Source organism: Rhodococcus sp. EPR-157 (assembly GCF_001647195.1).
Taxonomy (GTDB): Bacteria; Actinomycetota; Actinomycetes; order Mycobacteriales; family Mycobacteriaceae; genus Rhodococcoides.
In genome coordinates this window covers 18379-38333 of the sequence record NZ_LVCV01000110.1, presented here as the reverse complement: position 1 = coordinate 38333, position 19955 = coordinate 18379, and the positions used below count along the sequence as shown (strand labels likewise).

The 19955-nt window shown below is 64.4% G+C and carries 19 protein-coding genes and 1 pseudogene; 12 read left to right on the top strand and 8 right to left on the bottom strand.

Annotated features, from left to right (window positions below; all coding sequences use genetic code 11):
• The 4 genes and pseudogenes from A2J03_RS04485 to A2J03_RS04470 all read left to right on the top strand — a co-directional run.
• A pseudogene (locus tag A2J03_RS04485) lies at window positions 1-526 on the top strand (ABC transporter ATP-binding protein); the annotation flags it as partial.
• A 10-nt stretch (window positions 527-536) separates the two neighbouring features.
• Entirely contained in the window at window positions 537-2267 is a 1731-nt protein-coding gene (locus tag A2J03_RS04480; RefSeq protein WP_068370207.1) for a dihydroxyacetone kinase family protein, read from the top strand.
• Window positions 2264-2764 (top strand): ribose-5-phosphate isomerase, encoded by a 501-nt coding sequence (locus A2J03_RS04475; protein WP_068370205.1) that lies wholly within the window; start codon window positions 2264-2266, stop codon window positions 2762-2764. Before A2J03_RS04480 ends, A2J03_RS04475 begins: the two co-directional genes overlap by 4 nt.
• Window positions 2765-2805: 41 nt before the next feature.
• Window positions 2806-3669 (top strand): SGNH/GDSL hydrolase family protein, encoded by an 864-nt coding sequence (locus A2J03_RS04470; protein WP_068370203.1) that lies wholly within the window; start codon window positions 2806-2808, stop codon window positions 3667-3669.
• Between the two features lie 5 nt (window positions 3670-3674).
• Here A2J03_RS04470 and A2J03_RS04465 read toward each other — a convergent pair whose 3' ends face one another.
• The 3 genes from A2J03_RS04465 to A2J03_RS04455 all read right to left on the bottom strand — a co-directional run bounded on the left by A2J03_RS04465 (window position 3675) and on the right by A2J03_RS04455 (window position 6190).
• The gene (locus A2J03_RS04465) at window positions 3675-4490 is read right to left on the bottom strand and encodes a shikimate 5-dehydrogenase (protein ID WP_068370200.1); all 816 of its coding nucleotides are present in this window, start codon (window positions 4488-4490) and stop codon (window positions 3675-3677) included.
• Window positions 4491-4506: 16 nt separating this feature from the next.
• Window positions 4507-5181, bottom strand: a complete 675-nt coding sequence (locus tag A2J03_RS04460; protein ID WP_442971319.1) for an HNH endonuclease family protein — start codon at window positions 5179-5181, stop codon at window positions 4507-4509.
• A gap of 103 nt (window positions 5182-5284) precedes the next feature.
• Window positions 5285-6190 carry an NADP-dependent oxidoreductase gene (locus A2J03_RS04455; RefSeq protein WP_068370225.1) on the bottom strand — a complete coding sequence of 302 codons (906 nt, stop codon included), beginning with the start codon at window positions 6188-6190 and terminating at the stop codon, window positions 5285-5287.
• Between the two features lie 140 nt (window positions 6191-6330).
• On the opposite strand from A2J03_RS04455, the gene A2J03_RS04450 reads away from it, so the two are divergent.
• From A2J03_RS04450 to A2J03_RS04420, 7 genes are all read left to right on the top strand, one after another.
• Entirely contained in the window at window positions 6331-9156 is a 2826-nt protein-coding gene (locus tag A2J03_RS04450) for a DEAD/DEAH box helicase (protein WP_068370198.1), read from the top strand.
• Entirely contained in the window at window positions 9156-9908 is a 753-nt protein-coding gene (locus A2J03_RS04445; protein ID WP_068370197.1) for an SWIM zinc finger family protein, read from the top strand. Before A2J03_RS04450 ends, A2J03_RS04445 begins: the two co-directional genes overlap by 1 nt.
• 132 nt (window positions 9909-10040) lie before the next feature.
• A complete protein-coding gene (locus A2J03_RS04440) occupies window positions 10041-11546 on the top strand; it encodes a CoA-acylating methylmalonate-semialdehyde dehydrogenase (protein ID WP_068370195.1) in 1506 nt (501 codons plus the stop codon).
• A gap of 3 nt (window positions 11547-11549) precedes the next feature.
• A complete protein-coding gene (locus tag A2J03_RS04435) occupies window positions 11550-12689 on the top strand; it encodes an isobutyryl-CoA dehydrogenase (RefSeq protein WP_068370193.1) in 1140 nt (379 codons plus the stop codon).
• A complete protein-coding gene (locus A2J03_RS04430) occupies window positions 12686-13768 on the top strand; it encodes an enoyl-CoA hydratase/isomerase family protein (RefSeq protein ID WP_068370191.1) in 1083 nt (360 codons plus the stop codon). Before A2J03_RS04435 ends, A2J03_RS04430 begins: the two co-directional genes overlap by 4 nt.
• The gene (mmsB, locus tag A2J03_RS04425) at window positions 13765-14673 is read left to right on the top strand and encodes a 3-hydroxyisobutyrate dehydrogenase (protein ID WP_068370189.1); all 909 of its coding nucleotides are present in this window, start codon (window positions 13765-13767) and stop codon (window positions 14671-14673) included. The genes A2J03_RS04430 and mmsB overlap by 4 nt, the downstream gene beginning before the upstream one ends.
• Window positions 14670-15446 (top strand): enoyl-CoA hydratase, encoded by a 777-nt coding sequence (locus tag A2J03_RS04420; RefSeq protein WP_068370188.1) that lies wholly within the window; start codon window positions 14670-14672, stop codon window positions 15444-15446. Before mmsB ends, A2J03_RS04420 begins: the two co-directional genes overlap by 4 nt.
• Before the next feature lie 5 nt (window positions 15447-15451).
• Here the strand turns inward: A2J03_RS04420 and A2J03_RS04415 are convergent, their stop codons facing one another.
• The 4 genes from A2J03_RS04415 to A2J03_RS04400 all read right to left on the bottom strand — a co-directional run bounded on the left by A2J03_RS04415 (window position 15452) and on the right by A2J03_RS04400 (window position 18576).
• A complete protein-coding gene (locus A2J03_RS04415) occupies window positions 15452-16282 on the bottom strand; it encodes a hypothetical protein (RefSeq protein WP_231912359.1) in 831 nt (276 codons plus the stop codon).
• A 74-nt stretch (window positions 16283-16356) separates the two neighbouring features.
• Complete coding sequence (locus A2J03_RS04410) at window positions 16357-16890, bottom strand: MarR family winged helix-turn-helix transcriptional regulator (RefSeq protein ID WP_068370223.1); 534 nt, start codon at window positions 16888-16890, stop codon at window positions 16357-16359.
• 26 nt (window positions 16891-16916) lie between these two features.
• Window positions 16917-18251 (bottom strand): DUF2254 domain-containing protein, encoded by a 1335-nt coding sequence (locus tag A2J03_RS04405; protein ID WP_068370183.1) that lies wholly within the window; start codon window positions 18249-18251, stop codon window positions 16917-16919.
• A 118-nt stretch (window positions 18252-18369) separates the two neighbouring features.
• Window positions 18370-18576 carry a hypothetical protein gene (locus A2J03_RS04400; RefSeq protein ID WP_068370181.1) on the bottom strand — a complete coding sequence of 69 codons (207 nt, stop codon included), beginning with the start codon at window positions 18574-18576 and terminating at the stop codon, window positions 18370-18372.
• Between the two features lie 120 nt (window positions 18577-18696).
• Here A2J03_RS04400 and A2J03_RS04395 point away from each other — a divergent pair, with 120 nt between their 5' ends.
• The gene (locus tag A2J03_RS04395; RefSeq protein WP_068370180.1) at window positions 18697-19476 is read left to right on the top strand and encodes a VOC family protein; all 780 of its coding nucleotides are present in this window, start codon (window positions 18697-18699) and stop codon (window positions 19474-19476) included.
• Here the strand turns inward: A2J03_RS04395 and A2J03_RS04390 are convergent.
• Complete coding sequence (locus A2J03_RS04390; protein WP_082897581.1) at window positions 19464-19910, bottom strand: DUF1707 SHOCT-like domain-containing protein; 447 nt, start codon at window positions 19908-19910, stop codon at window positions 19464-19466. The genes A2J03_RS04395 and A2J03_RS04390 overlap by 13 nt on opposite strands.
• Window positions 19911-19955: the final 45 nt, after the last annotated feature.

Genomic DNA, 19955 nt, shown 5'->3' with positions numbered 1-19955 from the left:
CACGACGATCGTCGTCACCCACGACCAGGTGGAGGCGCTGAGCCTCGCCGACCGCCTCGCCGTGATGGACGGCGGCGTCATCCAGCAGTTCGGGACACCCGACGAGGTCTTCGACGACCCCGCCAACCTGTTCGTCGCCGGCTTCGTCGGCGAACCACAGATCAACGTGCTCGACGGTGTTCTGCGCCGGGACGGCGACACAACGGTCGTCGAGATCGGCGGTGGGACACTGAAGGTCGACGTCCTCGACGTCACCGACGGAACCGAGGTCAAGATCGGCATCAGACCGCAGGACGCGTCGATCGTCCCCGGTGCCGCCGCTCCCGGGCAGATCTCGGCGTCGGTGGAGTACTTCGAACATCTGATGGAGTTCGGGCAGGCCAAGATTTCCGTTGCCGGTGGCGGGTCACTGCTCATCCAGACTCCCGCACGCGATCACTACCGCCCCCATGACCGCTGCGCGCTCACCGCTCCGGCGAGCAGGATCTACCTGTTCGATCGTGAGTCCGGCCTTCGCCTTCGATAGAGGATCTGCCATGACTCGATTGTTCAACGATCCAGCGACCTTCACCGAGGACATGCTGGAGGGATTTCTCGACGCCAACTCGCGCTACGTCGTCGGGGTACCCGGCGGGGTCGTGCGCGCGGCGTCGACTCCCGAGGGGAAGGCCACCGTCGTCGTCGGCGGCGGCTCCGGCCACTACCCGGCCTTCTGCGGTGTCGTCGGACGAGGTTTCGCCGACGGCGCGGTCGTCGGCAACATTTTCACCTCGCCCTCGGCCGACGATGCAGCGTCGGTGGCACGTGCCGTCGACAACGGTGGCGGGGTGTTGTTGACGACCGGCAACTACGCCGGCGACGTCATGAATTTCGGCCTCGCAGTACAGAAGCTTCGATCCGAGGGGATCGACGCAAGATATCTCGCCGTCACCGACGACATCGCCAGCGCGCCGCTCGATCAGATCGAGAAGCGACGAGGCATCGCAGGCGACTTCACCGTGTTCAGGTGCGCATCTGCGGCTGCCGACTTCGGTTACCCGATGGACGATGTCGAACGCGTTGGAATTGCCGCGAACGATGCCACCCGGACCCTCGGCGTCGCCTTCGACGGGTGCACCATGCCCGGTGCAGGCGATCCGCTGTTCTCGGTCGACAAAGGCACCATGGGACTTGGCCTCGGCATCCACGGCGAGCCGGGTGTGTCCTCGCACGAGATGCCCACTGCCGCTGAACTTGCCGATCTCCTTGTCGACGGAGTGCTGGTAGAGAAGCCGGCCGGCAGCAGCGACCGGATCGCTGTCATCCTCAACGGACTCGGCCGTACCAAGTACGAGGAGCTGTTCGTCGTATGGCAGACGGTGGCGCGGCGCCTGCGTGAGGCCGGCTACACCGTCGTCGATCCGGAGGTCGGGGAGCTCGTGACGAGCCTCGACATGGCCGGATGCTCGTTGACGATCATGTGGCTCGACGACGAACTGGAAAGGTTCTGGACCGCACCGGCCGATACTCCGGCCTATCGAAAAGGTGTCGTGGCTGCTGACGCAGGCGAGCGTAGGTCGGCTTCCACCGCGGCCGCTGCCGGAGCGGACACGCTGCCGGAGTCCGACGAGCTTTCCCGCGAGTGCGCTCGCTTCGTCCTGAAGTCGTTGGATGCCCTGGCAGAACGAATGGTCTCGGCGGAAGACGAACTCGGCCGCATCGACGCGGTTGCGGGCGACGGCGATCACGGACGCGGAATGGTCAAGGGAACTGCAGCTGCTCGGCTCGCGGCACTTGATGCGGCCGATCGGCAGGGAGGCACCGGGTCGGTGTTGGCTGCGGCGGGCTCGGCATGGGCTGCCAAGGCGGGTGGAACATCGGGCGTGCTGTGGGGTGCTGCCCTGACCGCGATCGGAAACAGGCTCGGTAACAACGGAACCCCCGGAAACATCGATGTGGCGGAGGCTCTGCGTGCCGGATACTCCGCGCTCACTTCACTCGGGGGTGCCTCGCTCGGAGACAAGACGATGCTCGACGCCCTCGATCCGTTCGTCGGCGCCGTCGAGACATCGGTGGCGTCCGGAAAAGACTGGCGATCGGCCTGGTCCGATGCCGTGGCAGTCGCGCAGAAAGCCGCGGTCGACACTGCGGACCTGCGGCCCAAGGTGGGTCGCGCTCGACCGCTCGCCGAGCGCAGTGTCGGTACCCCCGATGCAGGCGCGGTGTCGATGGCCATGAGCGTCGCTACCGTCGCCGAACTCTTCACGAACCAAGGAATCGCGTCATGAGCAAACTCCGTATCGTCGTCGGTTGCGACGACGCAGGTCTGCAGTACAAGCAGGCGCTGCTGGCCGACCTCGAGAAGGACGATCGGGTGGAATCGGTCGCCGATGTCGGCGTCGGCGACGACGAGCACACCGCCTACCCGCACGTTGCGGTGACCGCGGCACGCATGATCGCCGACGGCACCGCCGACCGGGCGCTCCTGGTTTGCGGTACCGGGCTCGGAGTTGCCATCAGCGCCAACAAGGTTCCGGGCATCCGCGCCGTCACCGCGCACGACAGCTTCTCCGTCGAACGCGCAGTTCTCAGCAACGACGCGCAGGTGTTGTGCATGGGACAGCGAGTCATCGGTATCGAGCTCGCGCGCAGGTTGGCCAAGGAGTGGCTCGGGTACACCTTCGACCCGGAGTCGGCGTCGGCAGCGAAAGTGGCGGCAATCGGTGAGTACGAAACCGGGGTGCTCGCCACTGCCGAGGATGTGGCCAAGGCGGTGTGCGACTGACTTCTCCTTGGTTCTGAGCGATACTGCTCGCGGGAGGTTTCATGACACACCGTTCACGTGTACGAATCTGCGCCGCCGCGTTGCTCACCGCGCTGGCGGGCGCAGTCTCGGTGGCACCGCCTGCGCACGCCGACGTCGTCGAGCACGTCAATCTTGGTGACAGCTTCAGCGCAGGTAGTGGCGTACTTCCGCTGGTGAGCGGCGCCCCGCTCGCATGCTTGCGTAGCGAGAGAAACTTCGCACGGGTCGTCGCGGAACAGCAGGGCTACGAGTTGGTCGACGTCAGCTGCGGCGGGGCGTCGACCGAGGACTTCCGCTCCCGACAGCACCCGGACACGCCGCCACAGCTCGATGCGCTGTCACCGTCGACCGATCTGGTCACGATGATGATCGGCGGCAACGACGGCGGCGTGTTCGCGGGGGCGATCAGTGCGTGCGTTCGGGCGGCGATCGGCACGCCGGGAACCTACAGCCCATGCGCGGACACGGCCGGTAGTTCGTTCGTGGACACGATCGAACACCAGACGTACCCCGCACTCGTCCAAGCGTTGTCGGACGTGCGCGACCGTGCCCCGAATGCGCACATTGTGATCGTCGGCTACCCGCTGCTGCTCCCGGCGCAGGGTACGTGCGCACCGAACATGCCGGTGGCAGAAGGCGACGTGCCGTACCTCCGCACCCTGCAGGCCACGCTGAACACGGCGGTGTCGAGGGCGGCCTCGGAGACCGGTGCCACCTTCGTCGACATGTCGGTCGCATCCGAGGGACACGACGGGTGTCAGCCGTCGGGGACCAGATGGATCGAACCGTTGGTGTTCTCGGAGCAGTTCGTACCCGTGCATCCGAATGCGCTCGGTGAGGCGGCGATCGCGGCCGAGGTGACAAGCGTGCTCACACCGAGCTGATTCGCTCAGCGTCGCGAGAACTCCGACGCACGTCGGATCTGCTCGTCGGTCGGCCGCACTCCGGTGTAGAGGACGAATTGCTCGGCGGCCTGCAGCGCGATGACCTCGGCACCTGTCACGACGGGTTTTCCTGCGGCACGGGCTCGTACGATCAACGGTGTCTCCGACGGCATGGCCACCACGTCGAACACTGCATGTGCCGACTCGATCTGGGCGTCGGTGAACGGCGAGGGATCGGCGTCCGGGCCACCTGCCATGCCCACCGGGGTGACGTTGACCAGAAGTTCGGCCGCTACCGCTTCGGTCGAGTGCTCGTACCCGTATGCGCTCGCGAGCGCGGGACCGGTCTGCGGATTGCGGGCGACGACGGTTCCGCGCGTGAAGCCCGAATCTCTCAGTGCCGCAACGACGGCCTTCGCCATTCCGCCGCTTCCGGTCACTGCGACGGACCAGTCGGACGAGAATCCGGAGGACTGCAGTAGATTCGCGACAGCCTGATAGTCGGTGTTGTAGGCATGCAGGACGCCGTTCTCGTTGACGATGGTGTTGACCGATTCGATCGCGCTGGCCGAATCGTGCATCACGTCCACTGCGGCGATGACATCTTCCTTGAACGGCATCGACACCGCGCACCCTCTGATGCCGAGGGCTCGTACGCCTGCGATGGCGGCGGGGAGATCGGTCGTCGTGAATGCCTTGTAGACGAAGTTGATGTCGAGTTCGTCGTACAGGTAGTTGTGGAAGCGGGTTCCGATGTTGCTCGGCCGCCCGGAGAGCGACATGCAGAGCTGAGTTTCACGGTTCAGGAAGCTGCGCGACATTGTCTGCACATTACGCTCAGCAACTGTGCGCGACCGATGCGAGAGCGCGATGGTCGTCCTGCGTTATCGGAAGCTCGTACTGCGCTGCGACCGACAAATATTTACCGGCGTAGAAGCAGTGGTAAGCGCCGTTCGGGGGCAACCACTGCGACGGTGTGCTGTCGCTCTTCGACTGGTTGTCGGTGCCGTTGACCGCCAACAGATTGAAGTCGATGTCGTTGGCGAACCGCACCCGCTTGTCCGGGGGCCAGCCGTTGGCACCCATGTCCCACGCCGCGGACAGCGGGTAGACGTGGTCGATCTGAATCTCTCCGGCATCAGCCTTGGTGAAGCCGAGTTGCGCGCCGGAGTAGGGATCGGCCAGCGTGCCCTCGAGAACCACGCAGTTGTGGGTGCCATCGCGGAAGACCACGTTGGTCATGCTCCGGGCCAGGACGTTGTCGCGGGTGCCGCACCCGTCGTGGCCGCCTGGTCCGTCGTAGTCGTCGGTCCAGGCGGGGCCGAAGACGCAGCCCTCGCCGCTCTTGCAGCCGCGCTCGTAGCCGACTACATCCCCTCTGGCTGCGACGATCTGAACCCGGGCGAGCAGCTCCTCGATCTGGATGCGCGTAGGACTCCCCGGTGCGGGCGGGGGTGGTGAGAAGCCAGGGAGGCCGCCGATGTTGCACGAGCCGAACGCTGCCATCACCATGGCGGCAACCGCCATCAACAGCGCTATCCGCAGCTTTTTCACACACGCCCAATCGTTGTCACCGGTATTTGTGTACCGAGTGTGCCGTATTGCACCGACACGATCAGCCGACCTCGATGACGACCTTCCCCTGTACGTGTCCGGTCTCGACGAGAGCGAGTGCGTCGCAGGCTCGCTCCAGTGGAAACGTGTGGCCGATGTGCGGATCGAGGACACCGCTGGCCACCAGTTCGGCCAAGCGCGTGAACGCGTCGGACGATCGGTTGCGCTCCACACCCGATCCGCCGAGCGAGGCAGCAAGCACCGGGTCGGCGACGCTGATGATCCGCGTTCCTGCTCGCACCAGGGGAGCGACGGAGCGCAGCGTCGCACCTCCGACGAGGTCGAGTACACCGTTCGGTCCGGTCGAGATTCGCTCGGCGTATTCGTCACCGGACTCCACGAATTCTGCACCCAGGCTCGTCACCCACTCACGCTTGCCTGCGCTGGCTACTCCGATGGTGTCGATACCGTCGGCACGCGCCAACTGAAGTGCTGCCGAGCCGACTCCGCCACCTGCGCCGAGGACCAACAGGGTGTCTTCCTTGCGCAGCGCGAGCTGATCCAGGGCGTCGTAGGCGGTGCCTGCCGCTACCGGCAACGTCGCGGCAGCTGCGAACGTCACGTTCGCGGGCTTGTGCGCAGTGGCCGAGGCATTGAGCACTGTGTACTGCGCGTACGCCCCGTGCCCGGCGGCAGTCGCGCCGAAAACGTGGTCGCCCACCGAGAAGCCGTCGGCGTGCGTACCTACTTGCACGACGGTCCCCGACACTTCGCGTCCGAGAACTGCGGGCAGAACCGTCTGCACGGTGTCCTTGCGGTTGCCCGCGCGTACCTTCCAGTCGGCCGGGTTCACCCCGGCCGCGTGCACCGCAACCAGCAGTTGTCCCTGTCCTGGATCGGCGATGGGCATGTCGAGGAAGTACTCCGTCTCCGGGCCACCGTATTCGCTGAATCCGTAAGCGATCATCCGTCCACTGTGCCAAACGTTCACCGACAAACGGGCGTAGAGCAACAGTTGCGCGGTTTTCACGCGGGATCCCGCGCGCAGCGAGCGCAACTGTTGCACCACGCCCACCCGAGAAGTCGGGGTGCTGATTGGATAGGTGGATGCTGCACGGTCTCTGGTCTCCCGGCGCCGGGTTGATGCTGTGGGACGACGAGACCACCGGCAGCGAACCGGACCTGCCCGCCGCTCACGCGCACGCCCTGAGCAGGACGTTTCGGCATCGCGTGCGAGTGGCGTTCCCGCCCGTCGACGGCGGTGAACCGCAACTGGCACAGGTCCCCGCCATCGCGCTGGCACCTGTGGACGCAGTCGACTTGTTGCTCCGGACGCCGGAATCGCATGCGCTGATCTCCGGAGACCTGAGATATCTGGCACATGTGGCACGCGGAATCGAACGGTGGGTGCGCGCCGGCCGGGTCGTGCCGGCGTTGGAATTGATGGATGGTCAGTGGTGGCCGCGGTGGCGACTCGTCGGCGGTGAACGCCAGCGCGCGTGGCTCAGTGAGCTCGCCGTTGCGATGCCCCCGGTGCAGCGAGCCCAGGAGCGGCCCAAGAAGATCCTCGACGACATCACCCGCGAACTCACCGATCCGATCGTGAGATCGATTCTGGGAAGACCTGATTCGGAGCACCCTCTGCTCTCGGCTCTCGTACGCGACGACCCGTACTCCGATGGAACTCAGCAGATCTCGGCGTTGCTGGACAAGTGGCGCGGCAGTCTCACCGTCGACGAACCGTCGTTGGTGTTGCGGTTGCTCGAACCTGACGACGACAGCGAGGGCGACAGCGAGGGCGACGACAGCGAGGACGAGGCGTTCTGGACGCTGCAGGTGTGTCTTCGTGCGGACGGCGAGGCCCCGGTCCCGGTTCCGATGAGTCGCAAGGTCGATGCCACGCTGCTCTCGACTGCGGTGCGGAAGCTCGGTGAGGCGGTCGCCGCATATCCGCGGCTGCGTGATCTGCCTTCCGAGGAGGGCACACTCGATCTTCTGCTACCCACGTCGGTCGTCATCGACCTCGTCGAACATGGCGCAACCGCGCTGCAGGCCACCGGCACGACGGTGCTGTTGCCGAGAGCGTGGACCAGGTTGGATCCGTCGATGCGCTTGCGCGTCGAATCGCCCGCGGTCACCAAAGCCGCCGCCGATCGCGCGGTGGGGATGGACGAACTGGTGTCCTACGATTGGCAGCTTCAGCTCGGCGACATGGTGCTTTCCGAGGCGGAGATGAACCGCCTCGCCGTCTCCAAGGGTGACCTCGTGCGGCTGCGCGGACAATGGGTGTTGGCCGACGGCGGTCAACTGGCCCGCGCCGCGAAGTACGTCGCGCAGCATCACGGCGACGGCACCCCGCTGAGCAAGTTGATGCGAGAGATGACGCTGGCGGATCCGCCGCCGGCGCCGGTCGAGGATATTCGCGCTACCGGTTGGGCAGCGACCCTGCTCGAACCCGGCGCGAGTCCCGAACCCATCCCGATGCCCGAGGGAGTGAACGCGACGCTGCGGCCGTACCAGCAGCGAGGGCTGGACTGGCTGGCGTTCATGAGCCGGCTCGGGCTCGGCGCAGTACTCGCCGACGACATGGGGCTCGGCAAGACACTGCAGGTCCTCACTCTTCTCGCACACGAGCGCAGTGCGACGCCGACGCTGTTGGTGGCGCCGATGTCGGTTGTCGGCAACTGGAAGCGCGAAGCGGAGAAGTTCACCCCCGGCTTGCGCGTCATGGTCCATCACGGTCCCGCGCGGCTCGAGGGCGAGGAGCTCGACAAGGCGATCGCCGAGCACGACCTCATCGTGACGACCTACGCACTGATGGCCAAGGACCGCGCCCAGCTGTCCCAGCAGACGTGGCGACGCGTCGTCCTCGACGAGGCTCAGCACATCAAGAATTCGGGCACCGTGCAGGCGAAGGCGGCTCTGGCGATTCCGGCGGAGCACAAGCTCGCGCTGACCGGAACGCCCGTCGAGAATCGACTCGACGAGTTGCGGTCCATTCTCGACTTCGCGAACCCCGGGATGCTCGGCAGACCGTCCGATTTCCGCAAGAGGTTTTCGGTGCCGATCGAACGCGAGAAGGACGAGGGCGCGGTGACCCGATTGCGGGCGATCACCTCGCCGTTCATCCTGCGCCGGGTCAAGACCGATCCGACGGTCATCTCGGATCTGCCGGACAAGAACGAGATGACTGTGCGCTCCAACCTGACTGCCGAGCAAGCCGGTCTGTACAAGGCGGTCGTCGACGAGATGATGGCGCAGATCGCCGACGCGAAGGGAATGAAGCGCAAGGGTGCGGTGCTGTCCGCGCTGACCCGTCTCAAGCAGGTATGCAATCACCCCGCGCATTTCCTGTCCGACGGCTCGCCCGTGCTCAAGCGCGGCCAGCACCGCTCCGGCAAGATCGGGCTCGTCGAGGACATGCTCGACGCCATCCTGGGCGACAACGAAAAGGCGTTGCTGTTCACGCAGTTCAGGGAGTTCGGCGAGATCGTCGCACCGTACTTCGCCGAGAGGTTCGGCACCGAGGTTCCGTTCCTGCACGGCGGTGTGACCAAGACCAAGCGCGATGCGATGGTGGAGTCGTTCCAGAGTGAGGACGGACCTCCCATCATGATGCTCTCGCTCAAGGCGGGCGGCACCGGACTGAACTTGACTGCGGCGAATCACGTTGTGCACTTGGATCGATGGTGGAATCCGGCCGTGGAGAATCAGGCGACCGACCGGGCCTTCCGTATCGGACAACGCAAGAACGTCGAGGTCCGCAAACTCTTGTGCGTCGGAACCGTCGAGGAGCGGATCGATTCGATGCTCGAATCGAAGAAGGACCTCGCCGACCTCGCTGTCGGCACCGGCGAGAACTGGGTCACGGAGATGGATACCGCAGAGCTCCGGGAACTGTTCCGGCTCAGCGAGGACGCGGTGGGCGAGTGATGGCCGACTTCAGTCAGTACGGCAAGCGTCGAAAAGCAAAGGGCGGCATCGAGTCGCAGAACAAGCGCGGCGCTTTCGGACAAACATGGTGGGGCAGGCACTTCGTGACGGCGATGGAGGATCTGGCGGATCCGGGACGGATCGCTCGGGGCCGAACCTATGCGCGTCAGGGGCAGGTGCTCAATCTCGGTGTCGAACGCGGACAGATCTACGGTGAAGTCCAGGGCAGCCAGCTCGAGCCGTTCTCGGCTTCGGTCATGGTCGACCCGCTGACCGACGGGCAGATCGCTGCGCTCGTCGAGCGGGTGAGGTCGAATCCGGGCATGCTGGCCGAACTTGCGTCGAACGCGATTCCGCAGGCGCTGGCGTCAGTGCTGCTGCCGCACGACAAAGGTCAACTCGATTTCGATTGCAGCTGTCCGGACGACGGGTGGCCGTGCAAGCACTCGGCAGCGCTGATGTACATCGCAGCCGAACATATCGACGCCTCCGCGGCGACCATCTTGACGCTCCGCGGGGTCGACCTCGATCAGCTGATCGAAGGGGTCGGCGACGACGATGTCGAGATGGATCCGAGCGACTGGTTCTCGGACAAGGCGTCGTTTCCCGGGTTGCCGAAGGTGAGCGTCAGTGCAGTCATGGACGACTTGGATCCGCTGATTCTGCGCAGGGTCTTTCGAGCCGACGGCTCCGATGAGGCCGAGGTCAGTCGGGCTGTGGCCGATCTACGCTCGTTCTACGAACGCATGTGAGGCGGCTCCGCCGCCACTGGCGCGGTTAAGTGCATCTGGGTGCACTCTTTCGTGCCACTGGGTAGACATACATGGAAGTCCGACTATAGGATGGGCACACTTCACCTCCTCGTATGTGTTAGGACGGATTTCATGGCTCGCGAACTCACTCACTTCATCGGCGGCAAGCACGTAGCAGGAGAGTCGGGCAACTTCGGCGACGTCTTCGACCCCAACACCGGTGAGGTCCAGGCGCTGGTGCCGTTGGCCAGCGATGCCGAGGTCGAAGCCGCCATCGCCGACGCCGCGCAGGCGCAGGTCGAGTGGGCGAGCTGGAACCCGCAGCGCCGAGCACGCGTGCTGATGAAGTTCCTGCAGCTGATCAATCGCGACATGGACGAAATGGCCAGACTGCTCTCCAGCGAGCACGGCAAGACCATCGCCGATGCCAAGGGCGACATTCAGCGCGGCCTCGAGGTCGTCGAGTTCGCCGTCGGTATCCCGCACCTGCTCAAGGGTGAATACACCGAGGGTGCAGGCGGCGGTATCGACGTCTACTCCATGCGTCAGCCGCTCGGCGTTGTTGCCGGCATCACCCCGTTCAACTTCCCGGCGATGATTCCGCTGTGGAAGGCGGGCCCGGCGATCGCCTGCGGCAACGCATTCATCCTCAAGCCGTCCGAGCGTGACCCGTCCGTACCGCTCAAGCTGGCCGAACTCTTCCTCGAAGCTGGTCTTCCGCCCGGCGTCTTCAACGTCGTCAACGGTGGCAAGAATGCCGTCGACGTGCTGCTCAACGACGATCGCGTCAAGGCTATCGGCTTCGTCGGATCCACCCCGATCGCGCAGTACATCTACGAAGAGGCCGCCAAGAACGGCAAGCGCGCGCAGTGCTTCGGCGGCGCCAAGAACCACGCGCTCGTCATGCCGGACGCCGATCTGGACCAGGTCGCCGACGCCCTCCTCGGTGCCGCGTACGGCTCGGCCGGAGAGCGCTGCATGGCCATCTCCGTCGCCGTGCCTGTCGGTGAAGAGACCGCGGATGCTCTTGTCGCCAAGCTGAAAGAACGTGTCGCGACGCTGAAGATCGGCCGCTCCGACGACGAGAACGCCGACTTCGGCCCGCTCGTCGGAAGCGACGCCCTCGAGCGCGTCAACGACTACACGCAGATCGGTATCGACGAGGGCGCCGAACTCGTCGTCGACGGCCGCGACTTCCGACTCGAAGGCCACGAGAACGGATTCTTCGCCGGTGCAACGCTGTTCGACAAGGTCACCACGGACATGCGCATCTACAAGGAAGAGATCTTCGGACCCGTCCTGATCGTCGTCCGCGCCAAGGACTACGAAGATGCCCTCCGCCTCCCCAGCGAGCACGAATACGGCAACGGCGTCTCCATCTTCACCGGCGACGGTGACACCGCCCGCGACTTCTGCTCCCGCGTCCAGGTCGGCATGGTCGGCGTCAACGTCCCCATTCCCGTGCCGATCGCATACCACACGTTCGGCGGTTGGAAGCGCTCCGGATTCGGCGATCTCAACCAGCACGGGCCCGATTCGGTGCGCTTCTACACCAAGACCAAGACGGTCACGCAGCGCTGGCCGTCGGGCAAGAAAGAGGCAACCGCCAATCACTTCGTCATTCCAAACATGGACTGACGCATGTTCACCTTGACCGAGGACGAGCGTGCGATCAACGAGACGGCACGAGATTTCGCCGACGAGTTCCTCGCCCCCAATGCCGTCGAGTGGGATCAGAACAAACACTTCCCGGTGGACGTGCTGCGCAAGGCTGCGGGACTGGGCATGGGCGGCATCTACATCGGCGAGGACGTCGGCGGATCCGGCTTGACCAGGCTGGATTCGGTCCGAATCTTCGAGCAACTTGCGACGGGCGATCCATCCATCGCGGCGTACATCTCGATCCACAACATGGTGACGTGGATGATCGACACCTACGGAAACGACGAGCAGCGCCGCACCTGGGTGCCGGGCCTGTGCTCGATGGACCAGTTGGGCAGCTACTGCCTCACCGAGCCAGGAGCGGGTTCCGACGCAGCGGCTCTGAGCACCAAGGCTGTTCGCGACGGTGACGACTACATCCTCAACGGAGTCAAGCAATTCATCTCGGGAGCAGGAACATCCGACGTCTACGTCGTGATGGTGCGCACCGGGGATGCCGGGTCGAAGGGCATTTCCGCGATCATCGTCCCGAAGGATTCACCGGGTCTTTCGTTCGGTGCGAACGAGAAGAAGATGGGGTGGAACGCCCAGCCGACGAGGCAGGTCGTCTTCGAAGACGTCCGGGTGCCGGCGGTCAACCTTCTCGGCAGCGAAGGTGACGGCTTCCGCATTGCGATGAACGGCTTGAACGGCGGGCGGCTCAACATCGCCGCGTGTTCGATCGGCGGTGCACAGTCCGCCCTCGACAAGGCGATCGCGTATCTGTTGGAACGTAAGGCGTTCGGCGCACGGTTGCTCGACGCCCAGGCACTGCAGTTCCGCTTGGCCGATATGAAGACCGAACTCGAGGCTGCGCGGACGATGCTGTGGAGGGCTGCGGACGCCTTGCAGGAGAACGCACCCGACAAGGTCGAACTCTGCGCGATGGCAAAGAGATTCGCCACCGACACCGGTTTCCAGGTTGCCAACGACGCATTACAGTTACTCGGTGGTTACGGGTATCTTGCGGAGTACGGCGTCGAGAAGATCGTTCGCGATCTTCGCGTACACCAGATCCTCGAGGGAACCAACGAGATCATGCGAGTCGTGGTGGCTCGCTCGATAGTGGGAGCAGCATGACAGAGCCCGAAGTCTTGTTCGACGTCCGTGGCGGTGTCGGTCGGATCACGCTGAACCGGCCGAAAGCCATCAATGCGCTCAACCACGCGATGGTGCAGCAGATCGCCCCGCAGCTCGACGCGTGGGCAGTCGACGACGACATCGATCTGGTTCTGCTCGTCGGTGCCGGCGAGCGCGGACTCTGCGCGGGCGGCGACATCGTCTCGATCTATCACGACGCCAAAGAAGGTGGCTCGAGCACGAAAGACTTCTGGCGCGAGGAGTACATCCTCAACGCCGCGATCGCGCGATTCTCCAAGCCGTATGTCGCCATCATGGACGGTGTGGTCATGGGCGGCGGCGTCGGGTTGTCGGCGCATGGAAACACTCGCATCGTCACCGAGCGTTCGAAGATCGCGATGCCCGAGGTCGGGATCGGTTTCATCCCGGACGTCGGTGGCACGTACCTGTTGTCGCGTTCCCCGGGCGAACTGGGCACGCACCTCGGTTTGACGACGGCTCGGATGGACGCGGGGGACGCTATCGCTGCCGGCTTCGCCGATCACTACATGCCGTCGGGCAATCTCGAAAAGTTCTGCCAGGCACTGGAGACAGGCCTGCTCTCGGACGCGCTCGCCGAGTTCACCGAGGAAGCACCGGAGTCGACGCTCGAAGCCGCGCGAAGTTGGATCGACCTGTTCTACAGTGCCGACACGGTCGAGGAAATCGTCGACGGTCTACGAGGCAGTGGAATCGAAGCCGCGGAGAAGGCTGCGAACGACATCGAGTCGAAGTCGCCGGTGTCGTTGAAGGTGACGCTGAAGTCGCTTCGGCGTGCCGCTGCCGCGTCGTCGTTGGAGCAGGTGCTGGACGAGGAGTACCGAGTCTCGCTCGCAAGTCTCGACTCTCATGACCTGGTCGAAGGGATTCGCGCGCAGGTCGTGGAGAAGGACAGAAACCCGAAGTGGTCACCGGCAACGCTGGCGGACGTCACCGCGGCCGACGTCGATCGGTACTTCGAGTCAGTGGGCACCGCAGAACTTGGGCTGGGAGTGGAGCCTGCGGAACGACCGTCGAGCGAACTGGGAGCAAACGTATGAGTGAGAAGACGATTGGGTTCATCGGCCTCGGGCACATGGGCGGCCCGATGGCAGCCAATCTGGTCAAAGCCGGATACACGGTGCAGGGGTTCGATCTCGTTCCCGCAGCGCTGAGCCAGGCGAAGTCCGACGGCGTCACCGTCGTAGAGTCGGCTGTCGCCGCTGTCGAGGACGCCGACATCGTCGTCACGATGCTGCCGAACGGGCGTCTCGTGCTCGATCTGTACAAGGATCTGCTCCCGGCAGCTGCGCCTGGGACGTTGTTCGTCGATTCGTCGACCATCGACGTCGCCGACGCCCATGCCGCCCACAAGCTGGTGAACGAAGCCGGTCACCGCAGTCTCGACGCGCCCGTGTCCGGCGGAGTCGGGGGAGCGGCAGCCGGAACGCTGACGTTCATGGTCGGTGGCTCGGCGGAGGACTTCGATTCTGCTGCTGCAATTCTCGACGTGATGGGACGCAAGGTCGTGCACTGCGGCTCGGCCGGCAACGGCCAAGCTGCCAAGATCTGCAACAACATGATCCTCGGGGTATCCATGATCGCGATCAGCGAGGCGTTCGTTCTCGGCGAGAAGCTCGGGCTCAGCAATCAAGCGCTGTTCGACGTGGCATCGACTGCGTCGGGTCAGTGCTGGGCACTCACGACGAATTGCCCGGTGCCGGGTCCCGTTCCGACTTCTCCCGCGAACAACGACTACAAGCCGGGATTCGCGGCCGCTTTGATGGACAAGGATCTCGGTCTTGCGGCGAACGCTTTGCGCGACAACGGCGTCGAAGGTGTACTCGGGCTTCAGGCCGCGGAGATATACGCACGATTCAAGGAGACGTCCGGCGGCGGCACCGATGTCGACTTCTCCGGCATCATCAACGACATCCGCGAGCGCTCGACAGGGGCAGCCGAATGAGTGAGTACAACACGATCCTGCTCGAGCGCCGCGGGCGCGTAGGCATCATCACCTTGAATCGCCCGAAAGCGCTGAACGCGTTGAACTCCGAGTTGATGCGTGAGGTCGTCGCAGTAGTCGAGGACCTCGACCGCGACGAGGGAATCGGTGCAATTCTGATCACCGGATCCGAGAAGGCTTTCGCCGCCGGAGCGGACATCAAGGAGATGCAGCCGAAGTCCTACATGGATGTGTATCTCGACGATTTCTTCACTGCGTGGGATCGACTCAGCGCGGCGAGGACTCCCATCGTCGCAGCCGTGGCCGGGTACGCCCTCGGAGGTGGCTGTGAGCTGGCCATGCTGTGCGATGTGTTGATCGCCGCCGACAATGCCGTGTTCGGGCAGCCTGAGATCAAGCTCGGCGTCATTCCCGGGATCGGTGGCTCGCAACGACTCACGCGCGCTGTCGGCAAAGCGAAGGCCATGGAGATGTGCCTGACCGGCCGGAACATGAAGGTCGAGGAAGCCGAACGCGCTGGCCTGGTGTCGCGAATCGTCCCCGCAGCAGACCTGCTGGACGACGCCATTGCGACTGCGACGACCATTGCCGAGATGTCGTTGCCGATTGCGATGATGGCCAAGGACGCCGTCAATCGTTCTTTCGAATCCTCTCTGGCCGAGGGAGTTCGGTTCGAGCGGCGCTTGTTCCACTCGACGTTCGCGACGGAGGACCAGAAAGAGGGAATGGCTGCCTTCGTCGAGAAGCGGCAGGCGAAGTTCGTCAATCGGTAAGGCAGTCAGCCCTGCTGATCGACCGACAGCAGGGCTGCACCCCTGGCGGACACCAACTCCGGGTGTCCTGGTACGTGGGTCTTCACCCCGAGTTGCCGTTCGAATGCCTCCCCGATCGACGTCACGTTCGCGCCGCCGCCCAGTAGGACGATCGACGCAGGTTTGGTGCCGGAGAGTTCGATGGTCTGCTCGACGACCATGGTGGCGTATCGAACCGGGCCCGCGATGATTTCCTCGAAGTCCCTGCGGGTGAACACATGATGCCCTGTGCCGTCTGAACCGTGCGCGTTGACGACGCCTCCGTCGCTGACCTGCTCCTTGATGGAGCGAGATGCCTCGACGTCCGTCCGGACACCGTTCGCGGCCAGATGCCTGCGTACGAGATGGTCGAGATCGTCGCCGCAGAATGTCGATGTCCGACGCGACGCGACGGTTGCTCCCGCAGCCAGGTCCAGTACGGACACCGTCATTCCCGTGCTGCCGAGGTCGCACAGGACCGTCGCGCCGTGGGTGGGAACGGTACCGGTGAATCGAAGGTAGCGAAGCTGCGCAGCGGTCTCGTGTACGAGCCAGGACGGTCGGGGGTCGCGACGTTCGCTCAACGCGTCGGCGTCTTCGTTGACTCGATAGGCAATCGCCGAGTACGCCACGGGTAGAGCCAGTTTGGATGCGGTGGCGTGCAGCGCCGACACGCCGGCGGCGATGGTGGACACGAGCGATTGTCCGCGCTGTCGTCGCACCGTTCGTGACGCGACGGGCGCGCGATGCGGACTGTCCAGGTAAGTCAGAATTGCGCGTGCACCGTGTGCACCTGCGCCGACACCCACTACCAACACGTTCTCTCCAACCTGAGCGCGGCCCCCGCCACGTTCTCGTGATATTCCATCACGGATCGTTCACGGGGCGTCACTCACCAGGTCGGTGTCGTCCCACCATCCTCGAAATCACCGGCGGAACGCCTCAGTTCGGCAAGGATTCGTACGAGTGCTGTCAGGCGCTCTTTGGACAGACCTGGTTTGCCGAACACCTGGTCGTTGAGCTTCTCGGTGGCGTCCACCGCCAGCGCCCGGCCGGAATCGGTGATCTCTACCAGGGTGGTTCGGCGATCGCTCGGATGTGGAGTGCGTCGGACGTAGCCCGCAGCCTCGAGTCGGTCGACGGCATTGGTGACGCTGGTGGGATGGACTTGAAGACGGGCGCTCGCCTTTGCCATCGGGATGGCGCCGTTCTTCGTGAAGGTCAGCAACGTCAGAAGCTCGTAGCGCGAGAACGTGAGCCCCGTCGGCTTGAGAACCTCCTCGACCCGGGCAAGCATGATCTGTTGCGCGCGCATCAGCGAAGTGACAGCGGCCATTCCGTCGGCTACGTCGCCCCACCCATGCTTGGTCCACTGGCGGTGGGCCTCTGCAATGGGATCGAGCGGTAGCGGCGACGATGCAGACATGGTCACCATCATTCCACGGTTTCGTCTCAGGAAAGGCGGACCGCGAGTGGGACTCGGCCAGTGACAGCGGATCGTGCTCGCGAAATTTGTTCTCGCGACTGGGCAGTACGCGCCGCGTCGGCATCGGCGACGAGCAATGCCTGGTCCAACAGGGACAGTTGTGTCAGTACCGTTTCGACAGTCTCAGTGGAGACTGCTGCACGACCGACACGGTCGGCGAGGCGAATTCCGGCGTGGACGACCATGGGGCTCGATGTTCCGTAGATCCGCACGGCATCGAGTGCGTGGTCGATCAACGATGCCATCGACACCCTTCGCAGGATGAGCCGAACCGCACCCGTTCCGTCGCACCGGGCGTTGCACGGCTTCGGTCGTTGCACCACCGCGACGAGTCCGACCGACAGGTCGTCGATGGCGTTTCGTGCAGTGTAAGGATCGTTGACCCCGGTCGAAAGTGCCCGCACGGCCATTTCGGTCATCTGCTCGACAGCGAATGCGACGTCGTGGCGTGGAGTGCGGCTTGTGCCGATCCGGTGTGCTTCGCGGACCCGGCCGGTGGTCCCGTCCTCGAGTTCGGCCGCGCGATTCGTCAGAATATCGGCAAGCACCTCACCTTCGACGACGTGATCACCGGGAACTCGATGTAGTTCGATTATCGTGTCGGTGTCGCAGCCGACTTCGAGGACGGCTGTTTCGTCGATATCGATGATGACGCCGGACTCCTGGGCGAGGATCGTGGTGTGAACCGGGGGCCTGGAGATGGTGTCCGAGGTTGCCGCATCCGAGGGCTGTTCGCGTGGATAGAGGGCATCGACCGACGCGGACAGTTCGTCTCGCACGCGCGCCGACAGGGTGGCGACCTGGATCGACTGTGCGATGTGATGGATGAAGTAGACCAGAACACCCACGTCGACGATGGCCAGTCCCACGGCGACGTTGACGGCGATGTCGGGCACGAAGACCGAGCCGTCGGTCTCGATGGATCTGATGGACCGCAGAACCATCAGCGAGTACAAGAACGTGGCGCCGAAGATTCCGAGCACCACCTGATTCCCGCGGTCGGCCATGAAGTTGCGGACCAGACGCGGACCGTACGACGAACTCGTGGTCGCGAGCACGGAGATCGTGATCGAGAACGACGTCGCGGCGACGCCCAGCATCGAGCCGCCGATCGCGCCGAGGATGTCCCTGCTGCCGCTCGCTCCGACTTGGTAAAGCAATGACCCGGATACGTCCACGCTGGTGCCGACCAGATGACGATCGAGCGAGACCAGGGCCTGGGCGAGCACGAGCGCGCCGATACCGAGGAGGGCGGGAACGAACCAGAACGATTCCCTCAGTGACGCCATGTATGCCTTCATGGTCGCCAGTGTTCCCGCAGCTACGCATTCGCAATCTGATCGATTGGTCCAGACTCCGGCACGCGCTTGGAGGGGGAGGAATCACGCTGCTTCGACCCGCAGGCCCACCTGCACAGCGCTAACCCAACGCCCGTCGCCGGGCACCCGAGAACCGGTGGATCCACGTGTCACCGACGAGTCTGAAGCCCTCCCATCGTTTCCCACCCAACGCTTGCCGGTACCGAGTCGCCGCCGACACCATCCATGCCATCGCCTTGGTATCGGTGGGCAAATCTGCTTCGGCGAGGATTGCGTTGTCTGCGTCGCGCAGTTGGTATGTGGCCATACACCGATGCTCGACGCCTCAGCTGTGGGTCGGCCGTGGCGGCGGCTGCAGAACTGCTGTGAATGTCGGAGCAGTGGCGTACTTTTCAGGGGTCCCCGAAACCGCACGTAGGAGATGACAATGCCTGCCAAGGACTATGTGGTCGATACTCCATGCTGGATCGATCTGACGAGTTCCGATCCCAGCCGCGTTATCCCGTTCTACGAGAGTCTGTTCGGTTGGCGGGCCGACGTCAGCGATGATCCCGCGTACGGCGGATACACCACGTTCGTCAGAGACGGTGTCAGTATTGCCGGTCTCGGCGGTCAGATGCCCGGGACATCTATTGCAGACGTATGGAACACCTACATCGCCTCCGCGGACGTCGACGCCACCGTCGTGAAGGTCGAATCGGCGGGCGGGACGGTTCTGTCTCCTGCGATGACGATCGGAGACCAGGGAAAGATGTCGCTCGTCGCTGATCCCGGGGGTGCCGTCGCCGGCATCTGGGAGGCAGGTCGGCATCGAGGCTACGGCTTGTGGGGCGAGCACGGCACTCCGGTCTGGCACGAGCAGTTGACCCATGATTACACAGCAGTTCTCCCGTTCTACGAGTCCGTGTTCGGCTGGACCTATGGCGTGCTCGGCGACACGGACGAGTTCAGGTATGCCCAGGCAATCGCAGGCGGGGACATGGTCGCCGGGATCATGGACGCCCACGCGTTTCTGCCGGAATCGACGCCGTCGCACTGGCGTGTCTACTTCGGTGTCGATGACACCGATGCGGCGATGGCAAGCGTTCTCGAGCTCGGCGGGACGGTCGTCGACGATCCCGAGGACTCACCGTTCGGGCGGATTGCGGGAGTTGCCGACCCGCTCGGTGCGCGATTTCAGATTGCCTCGGTCGGTCAGTCGACGTAGAGGCGCCTGCCGGAGCAGGTCATGGACACCCCGGTCACGCGCTGCAGAGCGAGCATCGCTCCCCACGGCCCGATCACCCACACCGGCCAGGGATAGAGGAAATTGCCGGTCGCGATCGATGTAATGGCCCAGATGGACAGGCACAGGACGCCGACGGCTGCCCACGTCAGCAATTCGCGCGCCATCGGCAGCTGTTTCGACGTCGGCTTTTCGGCGGCGGCACGAGGGCCGGCGGCGGGGAGGTCGCAAAAGATCGACTCGAGGTCGGCCAGGGTGACCGCGGCATAGATCTGCCGAGCCCGTGCGTCGAAATCGTCGAGGGCAAGTCGTCCCGACGCGACATGACCGGTCAGCCGGTCGACGGCGCTTTCTCGTTGAGCGTCGGACAACCTGGTGCTCGGGGCGGCGCCGCCGGACATGGGTTGGTAGGTCATGGTGCACTCCGCTTCGGCCTCACCGGACGTTCCACTGTGGACTGT

Excerpts from the sequence above, each read along its gene's own strand:
- A2J03_RS04450 (WP_068370198.1), top strand. The coding sequence starts at position 6,331 with ATGCTGCACGGTCTCTGGTCTCCCGGCGCCGGGTTGATGCTGTGGGAC.
- mmsB (WP_068370189.1), top strand. The coding sequence starts at position 13,765 with ATGAGTGAGAAGACGATTGGGTTCATCGGCCTCGGGCACATGGGCGGC.
- A2J03_RS04430 (WP_068370191.1), top strand. The coding sequence starts at position 12,686 with ATGACAGAGCCCGAAGTCTTGTTCGACGTCCGTGGCGGTGTCGGTCGG.
- A2J03_RS04440 (WP_068370195.1), top strand. The coding sequence starts at position 10,041 with ATGGCTCGCGAACTCACTCACTTCATCGGCGGCAAGCACGTAGCAGGA.
- A2J03_RS04400 (WP_068370181.1), bottom strand. The coding sequence starts at position 18,576 with ATGGCCACATACCAACTGCGCGACGCAGACAACGCAATCCTCGCCGAA.
- A2J03_RS04445 (WP_068370197.1), top strand. The coding sequence starts at position 9,156 with ATGGCCGACTTCAGTCAGTACGGCAAGCGTCGAAAAGCAAAGGGCGGC.
- A2J03_RS04460 (WP_442971319.1), bottom strand. The coding sequence starts at position 5,181 with ATGGTGATGGCAGCGTTCGGCTCGTGCAACATCGGCGGCCTCCCTGGC.
- A2J03_RS04475 (WP_068370205.1), top strand. The coding sequence starts at position 2,264 with ATGAGCAAACTCCGTATCGTCGTCGGTTGCGACGACGCAGGTCTGCAG.
- A2J03_RS04395 (WP_068370180.1), top strand. The coding sequence starts at position 18,697 with ATGCCTGCCAAGGACTATGTGGTCGATACTCCATGCTGGATCGATCTG.
- A2J03_RS04390 (WP_082897581.1), bottom strand. The coding sequence starts at position 19,910 with ATGACCTACCAACCCATGTCCGGCGGCGCCGCCCCGAGCACCAGGTTG.
- A2J03_RS04470 (WP_068370203.1), top strand. The coding sequence starts at position 2,806 with ATGACACACCGTTCACGTGTACGAATCTGCGCCGCCGCGTTGCTCACC.
- A2J03_RS04465 (WP_068370200.1), bottom strand. The coding sequence starts at position 4,490 with ATGTCGCGCAGCTTCCTGAACCGTGAAACTCAGCTCTGCATGTCGCTC.
- A2J03_RS04480 (WP_068370207.1), top strand. The coding sequence starts at position 537 with ATGACTCGATTGTTCAACGATCCAGCGACCTTCACCGAGGACATGCTG.
- A2J03_RS04410 (WP_068370223.1), bottom strand. The coding sequence starts at position 16,890 with ATGTCTGCATCGTCGCCGCTACCGCTCGATCCCATTGCAGAGGCCCAC.
- A2J03_RS04420 (WP_068370188.1), top strand. The coding sequence starts at position 14,670 with ATGAGTGAGTACAACACGATCCTGCTCGAGCGCCGCGGGCGCGTAGGC.
- A2J03_RS04435 (WP_068370193.1), top strand. The coding sequence starts at position 11,550 with ATGTTCACCTTGACCGAGGACGAGCGTGCGATCAACGAGACGGCACGA.
- A2J03_RS04455 (WP_068370225.1), bottom strand. The coding sequence starts at position 6,190 with ATGATCGCTTACGGATTCAGCGAATACGGTGGCCCGGAGACGGAGTAC.
- A2J03_RS04405 (WP_068370183.1), bottom strand. The coding sequence starts at position 18,251 with ATGAAGGCATACATGGCGTCACTGAGGGAATCGTTCTGGTTCGTTCCC.